Below are 14,050 nucleotides of genomic sequence, written 5' to 3'. Positions count from 1 at the left end.
GAAACCCGGGAGGGTGCCCTGGGTATCGCTGCGCTTAACCCAAGCCCCGGCGGCGGGGCCGCTGCGCGCTCTTTCTTGCCGCTTGCCGCCGCTTTATTGGTCGAAATAACGCTCGTGCCAGCCTACCAGCGGCTGCGGGGCGTTGAGTTTGTCGCCGTAGATCACCGCATAGGACAGCACGTTCTGCACGTACTGGCGGGTTTCATTGAACGGGATGTTTTCGACCCATACGTCGTAGGACAGGTGGTTGGCGCCGCGCAGCCATTGGCGAACGCGGCCTGGGCCGGCGTTGTAAGCGGCCGAGGCCAGCACGCGGTTGCCGTTGAACTGGCCGTAGATCTGGCTCAGGTAGGCGGCGCCAAGCTGGATGTTGACGCTCGGCAGCAGGGCGTTGTTGGGGTTGCTCAGGGGAATGCCGTACTTCTTGGCGGTCTCCTTGGCGGTGGCGGGCATGACCTGCATCAGGCCCATGGCGCCGGCGTGGGATTTGGCGTCGGCCATGAAGCCGCTTTCCTGGCGGGTGATGGCGAACACCCAGCTGGAATGCAGGCCGCGTTTCTTCGCTTCGGCGGTCAGCGGTTCGCGATGGGCCATCGGGAAGCGCACGTCGAGGTCATCCCAGTACTTGGCCTGGCTGATGGTGCGAATGGCCGGGAAGTACCACTCCATGTCGTAGGCCAGGCGTGCCTGGGCGACCAGTTCGTCGCGGTCGAAATGACGGCTGGCGTGGTACCACTCGCGGCGGCCGTCGACGATCTGGCCACGGTCATGGAATTCCATGGCACGGCGGATGCCGGGGGCGTTGCGGACCTTCTTGATCACCGCGGCGCTGAGCGGCAGCGGCGCGTTTTTCAGGTAGTAGGGTTCCTTGACCTGGTCGGCAGCCATGAAGCCATAGAAGTCGCGCTCCTTGGCCAGTTCGTGGAACAGCGGCTGTGCGGCCTTGCCGTTGGGTTGCGCCAACTGCAGGCTGCGCGCCTGCCAGTAACGCCAGCGGTTGGTGCTGATCAGGGAGTCGGGCATGCGGCTGATCAGTTTGTAGGCATCGTCCCAGCGACCCAGGCGCAGCAGCAGGCGCGCGCGCCACTCGCTGACGGTGTCGTCACGCAGGTTGGGGTCGTACTTGGCCATCACGTCGAGGGCACGCGGGTCGAAGCGGCGTGCCAGGGTCAAGCCGATCTCGTTGGCGATGGCCACCTTCTCCTGCTCGGAGAAGCGCATGCGCTGGGAATAGCCTTCGAGCAGGCTCAGGGCCTGTTCCGGGTCCTGGCGAGCGAGGCGGCGCAGGCCCAGGCTGACCACGTCGCCCATGGCGTCGTCGGCCGGCATGAAGCGCGCGGTCTGGGTGAGGATCTGCGGCTTCTGGCCGACTTCCACGAGCAGTTTGCCGTGGTTGCTGAGCGTCGGCAGGTCCTTGCTCAGGAAGGTGGCCAGGCTGTAGTTGCGCGCTTCGGCAGCCAGCTTGGTACGTTGCCAGCGGCGCTGTTCGGTCAGTTGCCCTTCGGCGGCCCAGCGGTCGAACAGGCGATCACAGGCTTCCGGTTGCGACTTGCCGACCAGCCACAGCTTCTCGGCGCTGGCGTAGCCTTCGGCGGTCTGGCCCTGATTGAGCTGGCGCTGGCCGTTGAAGCAGTCCAGTTCGGTGAAATTGAGGTTCGGATCGTAGTACTTGGCGAAGGTCTGCCATTCGCCACGCTCGGCCAGCCAGCGCAACCAGCGCAGCTTCATCCAGTTGGCCTGAGGCAGGTCACCATGGGCCGCGAGAAAGGCCTCGATCTCGTCGTTGCTGGCCCATTTCAGGCGCGCAGTGAGCTCGTCGTACGCCAAGTAGGGCGTCAGCGGGTAGTCACGCAAGGCGCTGGCATAGCGCTGATAGGGGCCCTTGTCGCCCTTGGCGAGGGCTGCTTTGGCCTCGTCGTAGTACTGGCGTTGCTGGGGCAGGCTGGCTGCCTGGCTCAGGGTTGCCGTGGTGGCGCAAAGGATCAGGCAGGACAGCAGACTGGGCAAACGACAGCGCATGGCACTTCCGGGGGATCATCTCGTGAGCGGGCGCGATCTGGCTGAATGCCGGTCGCTCGATGCGCCCTTGGGGCGGTTGCCGTTCTACAGGCGATCACGGCAGTGCCGGGCGCGGTGACGACAACGGGCGTTAGCTTAGCCTTTTGCCCACTTGGCGCGAAAGGGCCGTTGCAGCCTGGCGCATGTCTGTTTATGTCACGTCGACGGTCGGCACGCACGGCCTCACAGACGCCGAGGGTCTTCTCGGTTAGAATACGCGCCCGGTTTTTGGCTGGCGCATGCGCCGGCCAGATCAGTTTTCGTGGTGGTCGGCCACGCGACGAGCCCATTGGCTGCGTTCGCACACCCTTTCGCCCATCACCCCAGCGTATTGTCGAGGCAACTCCATGACCCTGCTCAAGTTCACCGATGTATCCCTGGCCTTTGGCGCCATGCCGCTGCTGGACAAGGTGTCTTGGCAGATCGCCCGGGGCGAGCGGGTGTGCATCATCGGTCGCAATGGCACCGGCAAGTCCAGCATGCTCAAGCTGGTCAAGGGTGACCAGAAGCCCGATGACGGTGCCGTGTGGCGCGCGCCGGGTCTGAAGATCGGCGAGTTGCCCCAGGAATTGCCGGTGGCCGACGGGCGTACCGTGTTCGACGTCGTCGCCCAGGGGCTCGACGGCGTGGGCGAGTTGCTCGCTCAGTACCACCACCTGGCACAGAACTGCGTCACCGAAGAGGACCTGAACAAGCTGATGCACGTTCAGCAGGACCTCGAAGCCCGTGATGGCTGGCGCCTGCAGCAACTGGTCGACAGCACCCTGAGCCGTCTGCAGTTGCCTGCCGACAAGACCCTGGCCCAGCTGTCCGGTGGCTGGCGCCGCCGCGTGCTGCTGGCCCAGGCGCTGGTCAGCGAGCCGGATCTGCTGCTGCTCGACGAGCCGACCAACCACCTGGACATCGGCGCGATCGCCTGGCTGGAAGAAGCCCTCAAGGATTTCCAGGGCGCGGTGCTGTTCATCACCCACGACCGTTCCTTCCTGCAGAACCTGGCCACGCGCATTCTCGAACTGGATCGCGGCGGCCTGATCGACTGGAATGGCGATTACGCCAGCTTCCTGGTGCACAAGGAGGCCGCGCTGGCCGCCGAGGAAACCGCCAACGCGCTGTTCGACAAGCGCCTGGCCCAGGAAGAGGTATGGATCCGTCAGGGCATCAAGGCCCGACGTACCCGTAACGAAGGCCGTGTGCGCGCCCTCAAGGCCCTGCGCGTGGAGCGCAGCGAGCGTCGCGAGCGCACCGGCAAGGCCAACATTCAGCTCGACACCGCGGAGAAATCCGGCAAGCAGGTGATGGTGCTGGAGAACGTCAGCTTCGCGCACGCGGGCGGACCGTTCCTGATTCGCGATTTCTCCATGGTGCTGCAGCGCGGCGACCGTATCGGCCTGCTGGGCGCCAACGGCACCGGCAAGACCACCCTGTTGAAACTGATGCTCAATGGTCTGCAGCCGACCAGCGGCACGGTGGAAGAGGGCACCAAGATCGATGTCGCCTACTTCGATCAGTTGCGCCACCAACTGGACCTGGAAAAGACCGTTATCGACAACGTGGCCGAAGGCCGTGACTTCATCGAGATCGACGGGCAGAACCGCCACGTGCTCAGCTACCTCGGCGACTTCCTGTTCAGCCCGCAGCGTGCTCGTACGCCGGTCAAGGCGCTGTCCGGTGGCGAGCGTGCGCGTCTGCTGCTGGCCAAGCTGTTCAGCAAGCCGGCCAACCTGCTGGTCCTCGATGAGCCGACCAACGACCTCGACGTGGAGACCCTCGAACTGCTCGAGGAAGTGCTGCTGACCTTCAAGGGCACCGTGCTGATGGTCAGCCACGACCGGGCATTCCTCGACAACGTGGTCACCAGCACGCTGGTCTTCGAAGGCGAGGGCAAGGTGCGCGAGTACGTCGGTGGTTATCAGGACTGGCTGCGCCAGGGTGGTTCGCCGCGCCTGCTGGGCGTTGGCGAGACCAAGTCGGGCAAGGCCGAGCTGGGTTCCGCAGTGGTCGAGGCGCCTGTCGCCGCCCCCGTTGCCGCCCCGGTGGAAAGCGCGCCGGCAGCCAAGAAGAAACTCAGCTACAAGCATCAGCGTGAGCTGGACGCCATGCCCGAGCAGATCGATGCTGCAGAGCAGAAGATCGCCGAGCTGGAAGGGCAGATCGCCGATCCTGCGTTCTATCAGCAGTCGGCAGAGCACACCGCTGCGGTGCTGGCGCAGTTGCAGGCGCAGCAGGAAGAGCTGGACCGTCTGGTGGAGCGCTGGGCTGAACTGGAAGGCTGACAATCGTCACAGGTGGTTGGGGCTTACCGCTGCCCTGTGAAGTAAGTCGATTGCAAAACGTCAGGTTTCTGTCTGGCCGGCAAGAGCATGTTCGATGCCGTTGCAGGAGCCAAGACCCCGCGGCGATCGCCGGCCTTCACACCACTGGTGTGAAGGCCGGCCATTGCATCGCGCCGGGGGCGACGCTCCTACGCGGGTTTCCGCCTTTTACTCAGCGAGTAGCGGTCAGACCGACGGCTTTTTCAGGCTGACGGCCAGTACGTCGCAGGGCGCGCCGTGCAGTACGTCATTGGCGGTCGAGCCGAGCAGCAGGGCCAGGCCGTGACGGCCATGGCTGCCGACGATGATCAGATCGCAGTGCTGTTCGGAAGCCAGGCGGTGGATTTCCTGGCGCGGCTGGCCGTAAGCGAGGTGGCGGCTTTCGGTGCCGAGCTGCGGGTGTTTGAGGGCGAAGGCGTCGAGGCGCTCCTTGGCCTGTTCGAACTGCTGTTGCTGCAGCATCGACAGGTCCATCGGTACGTCGCCACCAAAGGCCATGGCCATGGGTTCGACGATGTGCACCACGGACAGTTTCGCCTGGGTGCTGCTGGCCAGGGCCTGGGCGCGCTTCATTACCGGGTCGCACTCCTCGGTCAGATCGACGGCGACCAGAATGTGCTGGTAGGACATGAGATTGTCTCCTTACAAGGGTGACCAATGATTTCAAGTGTGGCTGATTTGAGCATTTACCACAGGTTGCACGGTCGAGATAGAAATTATGACGGGTTGGATCGTTGTCGCACTACTGGTAGTCGCCCTTAGCCCCCTGGTCTGGCTGGTGCCGTCGCGGCGTCAGCGCGGCCAGATGGACGTTCGCATGGAGGCGCGACGCATGGGGCTGGCCATGCAGCTGGCCCGGGAAGAATGGCCGTACTGGATGACCAGTGCGCCGCCGAGCCCCTGCCCGCAATACCACCATCCGCGGCCTCGCGGGCGGCAGGACAGCTGGTGCTACTGGCAGAAAGAGCCGGGCCTGTGGGTGAACAAATGGCAGGAGCCCTGCGCGGACAGGCCGCTTGCCGAGCAACTCGCCACGCTGCCGGGGGATGTCTACAAGGCCGAAGTGACCCCGCAGATGATCGCCTTGTTCTGGGGTGAGCGGGCGCGCCCCGAATCGTTGCAGGCTGTTGCGACTTTTCTCAAAACCCAGGCTTGAGGGTTGCTCATCAAGGGCTGTCATGACGGCTCGCTCACCTGGTCTTGGCGGGCGTAAAGCTCGGTAACCTCCATCAGCCCGCGGATGATGCTGTCCGAGTACTTGTTGACCAGAAACGGCACGCTCTTCTCGTTGTAGTTGCGCAGCGACTTCTCGATGTAGCGCCATTTGGTCGTCACCGCGTCGAGCGCCGTATCGATCCGTGCATCGTTGTCCGGCCGGTTGCGCAGTGCAGTCAGGCGGCTGGAGAAGTCAGTCACCTGATCCTCGATGGGCCGCTCGCTGCTGTCCCCGGAAAAACTCGCGCCTACCGATGCACTGCGTGCCGCGTAGCTCACGGCGATGCCTTGCATCAGCAGGCTGAGCTCTCGGGTGCTGGCGGTCTGCTCGGAGATCGCGCCGGGGTCCGTGCGCTGCAGGGCTTCGTACAGGGCCTGGCTGGTCGCCAGCACCTGGCGGTTGCGCGCGGCCATGTCGGCCACCGGCTGCAGGTCGGTATAACCCTGCTTCGCCAGGGCGGCCATCAGCTCGCTCAGATCCCGGTCATAGGCCTGCCATTGCTGCTGCAATTGGGCATGCAGGCGCGCTGCGCCAACGTCGGGGATGCCAGCCAGCGTGCTCAGTTGTTCACTGGCCTCCCGGCGGGATTCATCGATCATCCGCGCATAGCGCTGATCACCTTCCATACTGTTGTACATGTAGAAGTCGCCCAGGCTTTTCTGCGCAGCCAGGTGCAGGCGCAGCAGATGTTGCAGGTAGGGCGAGGTCTGCGCGGCAGCGGCCAGACCAGGCAGGAGCAGAAGGGTGGCGAGCAGGGTGTGCAGAGAGATGGCGCGCAGGCGTGAATGCATGCTGGAACCTCGGTGACGACATGTCGTTATTGTTGTTTTTGTCATTCGGTGGCAGCCGAATCGCGCGACTCTACCTGCGGCCTGAAATTTTGGCTAGCGGCGGATCGAGGTGCGGGCATGTCTACCGAATGATGCGTTATCGACGCCATTGATCTACTTTTCGCCGCAGCCTCGATCGATCACCTTGAGCAGGTAGTGCGCACTGCAAGTGGCTACAGAACGCCAATTGACAATTCACGGCTTTTCCGTGAATGTGTGCTCACCCAAATCAAACGGGCGTATGAATTGAGCGTTTGCCGTTTTGGCAGTGCCCAATCCAGTCCGATATCGCATCGGTGGGTAGCGGAATTTCGGCTACGGTGTCTTGTGGCGTGAGTCTGTGGATTGACTCCGGTGTGTACTGTTCAGATTCCCTAAGCGTGGAGATCAGTTGATGATTTACGAAGGTAAAGCCATCACGGTTAAGGCTCTTGAAAGCGGCATCGTCGAACTCAAGTTCGATCTCAAGGGTGAGTCCGTCAACAAGTTCAATCGTCTGACCCTGAGCGAGCTCCGTCAGTCCGTCGACGCGATCAAGGCCGACGCCTCGATCAAAGGCGTGATCGTCAGCAGCGGCAAGGACGTTTTCATCGTCGGTGCCGACATCACCGAGTTCGTCGACAACTTCAAGCTGCCGGAAGAGCAACTGGTCTCCGGTAACCTGGAAGCCAACAGGATCTTCAGTGATTTCGAAGACCTGGCAGTGCCCACCGTCGTCGCCATCAACGGCATCGCCCTGGGTGGCGGCCTGGAAATGTGTCTGGCCGCCGATTACCGGATCATGGCCGAAGGCGCCAAGATCGGTCTGCCCGAGGTCAAGTTGGGGATCTACCCAGGCTTCGGTGGCACCGTGCGCCTGCCGCGCCTGATCGGTACCGACAACGCCGTCGAGTGGATCGCCTCCGGCAAGGAAAACCGTGCCGATGAAGCCCTCAAGGTCGGTGCGGTGGACGCCGTGGTCAGCGCTGACAAGCTGCAGGCCGGTGCCCTGGACCTGATCAAGCGCGCGATTTCCGGTGAGCTGGATTACAAGGCCAAGCGTCAGCCCAAGCTGGAAAAGCTCAAGCTCAACGCCATCGAGCAGATGATGGCCTTCGAAACCGCCAAGGGTTTCGTCGCAGGCCAGGCCGGCCCGAACTACCCGGCACCGGTCGAAGCGATCAAGACCATTCAGAAAGCCGCCAACTTCGGCCGTGACAAGGCGCTGGAAGTCGAAGCCGCCGGTTTCGCCAAGCTGGCCAAGACCTCGGTCGCGGAAAGCCTGATCGGCCTGTTCCTCAACGATCAGGAACTGAAGAAGAAAGCCAAGGCCCACGACGCCATCGCCCAGGACGTGAAACTGGCCGCTGTGCTGGGTGCCGGCATCATGGGCGGCGGTATCGCCTACCAGTCGGCGTCCAAAGGCACGCCGATCCTGATGAAGGATATCCGCGAAGAGGGGATCAAGATGGGCCTGGGCGAGGCCTCCAAGCTGCTCGGCAAGCGCGTCGAGAAGGGTCGCATGACCACCGCGCAGATGGCCGAATCGCTGAGCGCCATTCGCCCGACCATGTCCTATGGCGACTTCGGCCATGTCGACATCGTCGTCGAAGCCGTGGTCGAGAACCCCAAGGTCAAGCAGGCCGTGCTGGCCGAGGTCGAGGCGGCGGTCAAGGAGGACACCATTCTGGCCTCCAACACCTCGACCATTTCCATCAGCTTGCTGGCCAAGGCCCTCAAGCGCCCGGAAAACTTCGTCGGCATGCACTTCTTCAACCCGGTGCACATGATGCCTCTGGTCGAAGTCATCCGTGGTGAGAAGTCCAGCGAGAAGGCGGTTGCCACCACCGTGGCGTACGCCAAGAAGATGGGCAAGAACCCGATCGTGGTCAACGATTGCCCGGGCTTCCTGGTCAACCGCGTGCTGTTCCCGTACTTCGGCGGCTTCTCCAAGCTGCTCAGCTTCGGTATCGACTTCGCACGTATCGACAAGGTCATGGAGAAGTTCGGCTGGCCCATGGGCCCGGCCTATCTGTCCGACGTGGTCGGCATCGATACCGGCCACCACGGCCGTGACGTGATGGCCGAAGGCTTCCCGGATCGCATGGCGGTAGAAGGCCGCACCGCGGTCGACGTGATGTACGAAGCCAATCGCCTGGGCCAGAAGAACGGCAAGGGCTTCTACGCCTACGAGACCGACAAGCGCGGCAAGCCGAAGAAGGTCACCGACCCCGAGGCTTACGAGCTGCTCAAGTCGATCGTGGTCGAGCGGCGCGAGCTGAGCGACGAGGACATCATCAACACCATGATGATCCCGCTCTGTCTGGAAACCGTGCGCTGCCTGGAAGACGGTATCGTCGAAACGGCTGCCGAGGCCGACATGGGCCTGATCTACGGCATCGGTTTCCCACCGTTCCGCGGTGGTGCGCTGCGCTACATCGACAGTGTCGGGGTAGCCGAATTCGTGGCCCTGGCCGACAAGTACGCCGATCTGGGCGCGCTGTATCAGCCGACCGAGAAACTGCGTGAAATGGCCAAAAACGGCCAGACCTTCTTTGGTTAATCGCGCAACGATTGGAGCGAGAGTGAATTTATGAGCCTGAATCCAAGAGATGCAGTCATCGTCGACTTCGGCCGTACCCCAATGGGGCGTTCCAAGGGCGGCATGCACCGTAATACCCGTGCCGAGACCCTGTCCGCGCAGCTGATCAGCAAACTGCTGGAACGCAACGACAAGGTCGATCCCAAGGAAGTCGAAGACGTCATCTGGGGTTGCGTCAACCAGACCCTGGAGCAGGGCTGGAACATCGCGCGCATGGCGTCGCTGATGACCCAGATCCCGCACACCAGTGCCGGGCAGACCGTCAGCCGCCTGTGCGGTTCGTCGATGAGCGCGCTGCACACCGCCGTGCAGGCGATCCAGACCGGTAACGGTGATGTGTTCGTGGTCGGCGGCGTGGAGCACATGGGCCACGTCGGCATGATGCACGGCGTTGACCCGAACCCGCACCTGTCGCTGTACGCTGCCAAGGCCTCCGGCATGATGGGCCTGACCGCCGAGATGCTGGGCAAGATGCACGGCATCACCCGTGAAGCTCAGGACAAGTTCGGCGTGCGTTCGCACCAGTTGGCCCACAAGGCCACTGTCGAAGGCAAGTTCAAGGACGAGATCATCCCGCTGCAGGGTTACGACGAAAACGGCTTCCTCAAGGTCTTCGACTACGACGAAACCATTCGTCCCGAAACCACCCTGGAAAGCCTGGCCAACCTCAAGCCTGCGTTCAATCCCAAGGGCGGCACCGTCACGGCGGGTACCTCCTCGCAGATCACCGATGGCGCTTCCTGCATGATCGTCATGTCCGCTCAGCGTGCTCAGGATCTCGGCATCCAGCCAATGGCAGTGGTTCGCGCCATGGCCGTGGCCGGTGTTGACCCGGCGATCATGGGTTACGGTCCTGTACCGTCCACCCAGAAGGCGCTCAAGCGCGCCGGTCTGACCATCGACGACATCGATTTCGTCGAGCTCAACGAAGCCTTCGCTGCCCAGGCCCTGCCCGTGCTGAAGGACCTCAAACTGCTCGACAAGATGGAAGAGAAGGTCAACCTGCACGGCGGCGCCATCGCTCTGGGTCACCCGTTCGGTTGTTCCGGGGCGCGTATCTCCGGTACCCTGCTGAACGTGATGAAGCAGAACAACGGTACCTTCGGCGTGGCGACCATGTGCGTCGGCCTGGGGCAGGGTATCACCACGGTGTTCGAGCGCATCTGACGTTTAGGTGGTTGCACAACCGGGGCTTCTGCCCCGGTTTTTGTTTTTTGGCACTGCATCGTTAATGCAGGCCATTCTGGTTTGGCTAGCGGCATGAAATGCTGCCCGACCGTTTTTATCGAACGAAAAAAATTTCCAGGAAATTGAATGATGTCGCTGCAGCCCGGTCTCTACCGTCACTACAAAGGTCCCGAGTACCGCGTACTGGGTGTAGCCCGGCATTCCGAGACGGAAGAGGACGTGGTCGTTTACCAGGCCCTGTATGGCGAATATGGCCTCTGGGTGCGACCGCTGGAGATGTTCCAGGGCGAGGTCGAACTGGACGGCAAGCGGGTTCCGCGCTTTGCTTTTGTCGAGGGTGAGGCAAGCGTTCTGCGTCGTCCCTGAGGCGGCTGCAAAAAACACTCGCCCTTGACCTCGGCTTGACCGCCACTATATATAGCGGGGCCAAAGCAGGTCGCAGGGCACTCGTGGTCCGTTGGATAACGACAGGATCGATGTGGTACAAGCGGCAGCGCCACGTTTTTTCGGTGTTCGCTCTGTCGAGCGGACGCTTTCATCGTCGATGCAGCGTGCGTCGAACCGAGACACCCAATAGTTCTTTCAGGCGCTAGCCCGCCTTTCAATTACCGAATTTCAGGAATTTTCCAATCCATGGGTAAATCGCTGGTCATCGTGGAATCCCCGGCCAAGGCCAAGACCATCAACAAGTATCTGGGCAGCCAGTACGTGGTGAAGTCGAGCATCGGCCACATCCGCGACCTCCCCACCAGTGGCGGGGCGGCAGCCAAAGAGCCTGCCAAGCGCGGCAAGGCTGCAGCTGGCGAAACGCCGGCCCTGTCGCCCAAGGAAAAGGCCAAGCGTCAGCTGTTCAACCGCATGGGCGTCGATCCCGAGCATGGCTGGAAGGCCAAGTACGAGATCCTGCCCGGCAAGGAAAAAGTGGTCGAGGAACTGCGTCGCCTGGCCAAGGAAGCCGACACCATCTATCTCGCGACCGACTTGGATAGAGAGGGGGAGGCGATCGCCTGGCACCTGCGCGAGTCCATCGGTGGCGACGACAGCCGCTACAAGCGCGTGGTGTTCAACGAAATCACCAAGAAGGCCATCCAGGAGGCGTTCTCCGCCCCGGGCGAGCTGGATATCAATCGGGTCAATGCCCAGCAGGCGCGCCGCTTCCTCGATCGCGTGGTGGGCTACATGGTTTCGCCGCTGCTGTGGGCGAAGATCGCCCGTGGCCTGTCCGCCGGCCGGGTGCAGTCCGTTGCCGTGAAGCTGGTGGTCGAGCGTGAGAAGGAAATCCGCGCGTTCGTCCCTGAAGAATACTGGGAAGTGCACGCCGACCTGGGCACCGCCAAGGGTGCCAATGTGCGCTTCGAAGTGGCCCGCGAGAACGGTGCGGCCTTCAAGCCGCTCAACGAAGCCCAGGCCATGGCAGCGCTGGCGACCCTCAAGGCGTCGAGCTACAGCATCGCCAAGCGTGAGGACAAACCGACCAGCAGCAAGCCGTCGGCACCGTTCATCACCTCCACGTTGCAGCAGGCCGCGAGCACGCGCCTCGGTTTCGGTGTGAAGAAGACCATGATGATGGCCCAGCGTCTCTACGAGGCGGGCTACATCACTTACATGCGTACCGACTCCACCAACCTGTCGGCCGATGCCATCGAAATGGTGCGCGGCTTCATCGACGGTGAGTACGGCAAGAAATACCTCCCGGAGAAGCCCAACGTCTACTCCAGCAAGGAGGGCGCCCAGGAGGCGCACGAAGCGATTCGTCCTTCCGACGTCAATCTGCGGCCGACCCAGCTGTCCGGCATGGAGCGCGATGCCGAGCGCCTGTACGAGCTGATCTGGCGCCAGTTCGTTGCCTGCCAGATGCTGCCGGCCGAATACTTGTCGACCACCGTCACCGTCACTGCCGCCCAGTTCGAGCTGCGTGCCAAGGGGCGTATTCTCAAGTTCGACGGTTACACCCGCGCATTGCCGCAAATCAGCAAGCCGGGCGACGACGCCGTGCTGCCGGAAATGAAAGAGGGCGAGGCGCTCAAGCTGATCAAGCTCGACCCCAGCCAGCACTTCACCAAGCCGCCGGCACGCTACTCGGAAGCCAGCCTGGTCAAGGAAATGGAGAAGCGCGGGATCGGTCGTCCGTCCACCTACGCAGCGATCATTTCCACCATTCAGGATCGTGGCTACGTGGCGTTGCACAACCGCCGCTTCTATTCGGAAAAAATGGGCGACATCGTTACCGAGCGCCTTTCCGAGAGCTTCTCCGACCTGATGGACTACGGCTTCACCGCCGGCATGGAAGAGAACCTCGATGACGTGGCCCAGGGCGAGCGCGAGTGGAAGCACCTGCTCGACGAGTTCTACGGCGACTTCAAGAAGAAGCTCGAAGTGGCCGCCGATGGCGACAATGGCATGCGTGCCAACACGCCAACGCTGACCGATATCGCGTGCCGCGATTGTGGCCGGCCGATGATGATCCGTACCGCCTCCACCGGCGTGTTCCTCGGCTGCTCGGGCTATGCCCTGCCACCGAAGGAGCGCTGCAAGGCCACCGTCAACCTGGTGCCCGGTGACGAGATCGCCGCGGATGACGAGGGCGAGTCCGAGTCCCGTGTACTGCTTGGCAAGCACCGCTGCCCGATCTGTGCGACGGCGATGGATGCCTATCTGCTGGACGAAACGCGCAAACTGCACATCTGCGGCAACAACCCGGACTGCGCCGGTTATGAGATCGAGCAGGGCCAGTTCCGCATCAAGGGCTACGAAGGGCCGAGCCTGGAGTGCGACAAGTGCGGCAGCCAGATGCAGCTCAAGACCGGGCGCTTCGGCAAGTTCTTCGGCTGCACCAACAGCGAGTGCAAGAACACCCGCAAGCTGCTGCGCAGCGGCGAGCCCGCGCCACCCAAGATGGATGCGGTGAAGATGCCGGAGCTCAAGTGCGAGAAGGTCGATGACACCTACGTGTTGCGTGATGGCGCCTCGGGCTTGTTCCTGGCTGCCAGCCAGTTCCCGAAAAACCGCGAGACCCGTGCACCGCTGGTGCTCGAACTGATCCCGCACAAGGACGAGATCGATCCGAAGTACCACTTCCTGATCGATGCGCCGGCCAAGGATCCTGAAGGTCGCGCTGCGGTCATCCGTTACAGCCGCAAGACCAAGGAGCAGTACGTACAGACCGAAGTGGACGGCAAGCCCACCGGCTGGAAGGCGTTCTTCGACGGCGGCAAGTGGAAGGTCGAAGACAAGCGTTGATCCGCGCCAGGCACGCTCTCGTGGAGCGTGCCTGAGGCTATCTGGAGAGTGCATATGGCTGGCGAACTGTATACCCGCACCAATCAGAAGATTTTCTACGCCGGGCTCTCTCTGGAGTCCTGGCGCAAGGCTGAAGAGGGCCGGGCGATGAATGCCCAGGCGTTGGTGCAGGCCGAGCGAGAGGCCACGCTGTTTCACCTGTATGGGGCGCTATTGGGCCTCTGCCACGAGATCGCCGGCTTCTATCGCTTGCCGAACAGCGGTGCCGCGCGGGCCGAACTGCTGCTGGATCGCCAGAACCTGGCGGCTGCACCGACCCCGGAGCTTGCCGAGCTGGTGGAGCTGTCCGAGAACGCGCACACCTGGCTCGGCCAGTTGCTGGCGGCCCATGCGCAACTGTTCAAGCCACCGCGTCCACCACGTGAAGCCAAGGCCGATCCTGGCGCTACGTCGCTGATCGAAGCGGTGAGCCTGGATGAGGAGTTGCCTGTTCTCGAGCGGGAAACCCTGGAGAGCTGGCGGCAGGAGCTCAAGGCGCTGGCGCAGCGTTTTCGCGTCGGCCTCAGCGAATGGTAAGCGTGTCGCTTGCCGTTGATTGAAAGCCCGTTCAGCACCTGGCGGTTTT

Annotated in this window: 10 protein-coding genes; 7 read left to right on the top strand and 3 right to left on the bottom strand. The window is 62.7% G+C overall.

The features are described 5' to 3' along the window. Window positions 1-93 precede the first annotated feature (93 nt). Entirely contained in the window at window positions 94-2,019 is a 1,926-nt protein-coding gene (locus tag FHR27_RS11115) for a transglycosylase SLT domain-containing protein (protein WP_179538590.1), read from the bottom strand. 386 nt (window positions 2,020-2,405) lie between these two features. On the opposite strand from FHR27_RS11115, the gene FHR27_RS11110 reads away from it, so the two are divergent. Then, the gene (locus FHR27_RS11110) at window positions 2,406-4,331 is read left to right on the top strand and encodes an ATP-binding cassette domain-containing protein (RefSeq protein ID WP_179538589.1); all 1,926 of its coding nucleotides are present in this window, start codon (window positions 2,406-2,408) and stop codon (window positions 4,329-4,331) included. A 225-nt stretch (window positions 4,332-4,556) separates the two neighbouring features. Here FHR27_RS11110 and FHR27_RS11105 read toward each other — a convergent pair whose 3' ends face one another. After that, entirely contained in the window at window positions 4,557-5,000 is a 444-nt protein-coding gene (locus FHR27_RS11105) for a universal stress protein (RefSeq protein ID WP_179538588.1), read from the bottom strand. An 88-nt stretch (window positions 5,001-5,088) separates the two neighbouring features. Here FHR27_RS11105 and FHR27_RS11100 point away from each other — a divergent pair, with 88 nt between their 5' ends. Next, window positions 5,089-5,526: a hypothetical protein gene (locus FHR27_RS11100; protein WP_179538587.1), complete on the top strand. Its 438-nt coding sequence runs from the start codon at window positions 5,089-5,091 to the stop codon at window positions 5,524-5,526. Window positions 5,527-5,546: 20 nt separating this feature from the next. On the opposite strand, the gene FHR27_RS11095 is transcribed toward FHR27_RS11100, so the two are convergent. Then, entirely contained in the window at window positions 5,547-6,377 is an 831-nt protein-coding gene (locus tag FHR27_RS11095) for a hypothetical protein (protein ID WP_179538586.1), read from the bottom strand. Window positions 6,378-6,810: 433 nt separating this feature from the next. On the opposite strand from FHR27_RS11095, the gene fadB reads away from it, so the two are divergent. From fadB to FHR27_RS11070, 5 genes are all read left to right on the top strand, one after another. Continuing rightward, the gene (gene fadB / locus FHR27_RS11090) at window positions 6,811-8,958 is read left to right on the top strand and encodes a fatty acid oxidation complex subunit alpha FadB (protein WP_179538585.1); all 2,148 of its coding nucleotides are present in this window, start codon (window positions 6,811-6,813) and stop codon (window positions 8,956-8,958) included. Between the two features lie 30 nt (window positions 8,959-8,988). Further along, window positions 8,989-10,164: an acetyl-CoA C-acyltransferase FadA gene (fadA, locus tag FHR27_RS11085; RefSeq protein WP_042555595.1), complete on the top strand. Its 1,176-nt coding sequence runs from the start codon at window positions 8,989-8,991 to the stop codon at window positions 10,162-10,164. Window positions 10,165-10,314: 150 nt separating this feature from the next. Further along, window positions 10,315-10,551, top strand: a complete 237-nt coding sequence (locus FHR27_RS11080) for a DUF1653 domain-containing protein (protein ID WP_179540088.1) — start codon at window positions 10,315-10,317, stop codon at window positions 10,549-10,551. Window positions 10,552-10,818: 267 nt separating this feature from the next. Continuing rightward, on the top strand, window positions 10,819-13,425 hold the full coding sequence (gene topA, locus FHR27_RS11075) for a type I DNA topoisomerase (RefSeq protein WP_179538584.1): 2,607 nt from the start codon (window positions 10,819-10,821) through the stop codon (window positions 13,423-13,425). Between the two features lie 54 nt (window positions 13,426-13,479). After that, window positions 13,480-14,001: a DUF6586 family protein gene (locus tag FHR27_RS11070; RefSeq protein WP_042555597.1), complete on the top strand. Its 522-nt coding sequence runs from the start codon at window positions 13,480-13,482 to the stop codon at window positions 13,999-14,001. The last annotated feature ends 49 nt before the right edge of the window (window positions 14,002-14,050 follow it).

The organism is Pseudomonas flavescens (assembly GCF_013408425.1).
In the GTDB taxonomy this organism is placed as follows: Bacteria; Pseudomonadota; Gammaproteobacteria; order Pseudomonadales; family Pseudomonadaceae; genus Aquipseudomonas; species Aquipseudomonas fulva_A.
This window is presented reverse-complemented; position numbering and strand designations above follow the sequence as displayed.

Bases quoted from the DNA above. Each gene is read 5' to 3' on its own strand.
- FHR27_RS11115 (WP_179538590.1), bottom strand. From the start codon at position 2,019: ATGCGCTGTCGTTTGCCCAGTCTGCTGTCCTGCCTGATCCTTTGCGCC.
- FHR27_RS11110 (WP_179538589.1), top strand. From the start codon at position 2,406: ATGACCCTGCTCAAGTTCACCGATGTATCCCTGGCCTTTGGCGCCATG.
- FHR27_RS11105 (WP_179538588.1), bottom strand. From the start codon at position 5,000: ATGTCCTACCAGCACATTCTGGTCGCCGTCGATCTGACCGAGGAGTGC.
- FHR27_RS11100 (WP_179538587.1), top strand. From the start codon at position 5,089: ATGACGGGTTGGATCGTTGTCGCACTACTGGTAGTCGCCCTTAGCCCC.
- FHR27_RS11095 (WP_179538586.1), bottom strand. From the start codon at position 6,377: ATGCATTCACGCCTGCGCGCCATCTCTCTGCACACCCTGCTCGCCACC.
- fadB (WP_179538585.1), top strand. From the start codon at position 6,811: ATGATTTACGAAGGTAAAGCCATCACGGTTAAGGCTCTTGAAAGCGGC.
- fadA (WP_042555595.1), top strand. From the start codon at position 8,989: ATGAGCCTGAATCCAAGAGATGCAGTCATCGTCGACTTCGGCCGTACC.
- FHR27_RS11080 (WP_179540088.1), top strand. From the start codon at position 10,315: ATGTCGCTGCAGCCCGGTCTCTACCGTCACTACAAAGGTCCCGAGTAC.
- topA (WP_179538584.1), top strand. From the start codon at position 10,819: ATGGGTAAATCGCTGGTCATCGTGGAATCCCCGGCCAAGGCCAAGACC.
- FHR27_RS11070 (WP_042555597.1), top strand. From the start codon at position 13,480: ATGGCTGGCGAACTGTATACCCGCACCAATCAGAAGATTTTCTACGCC.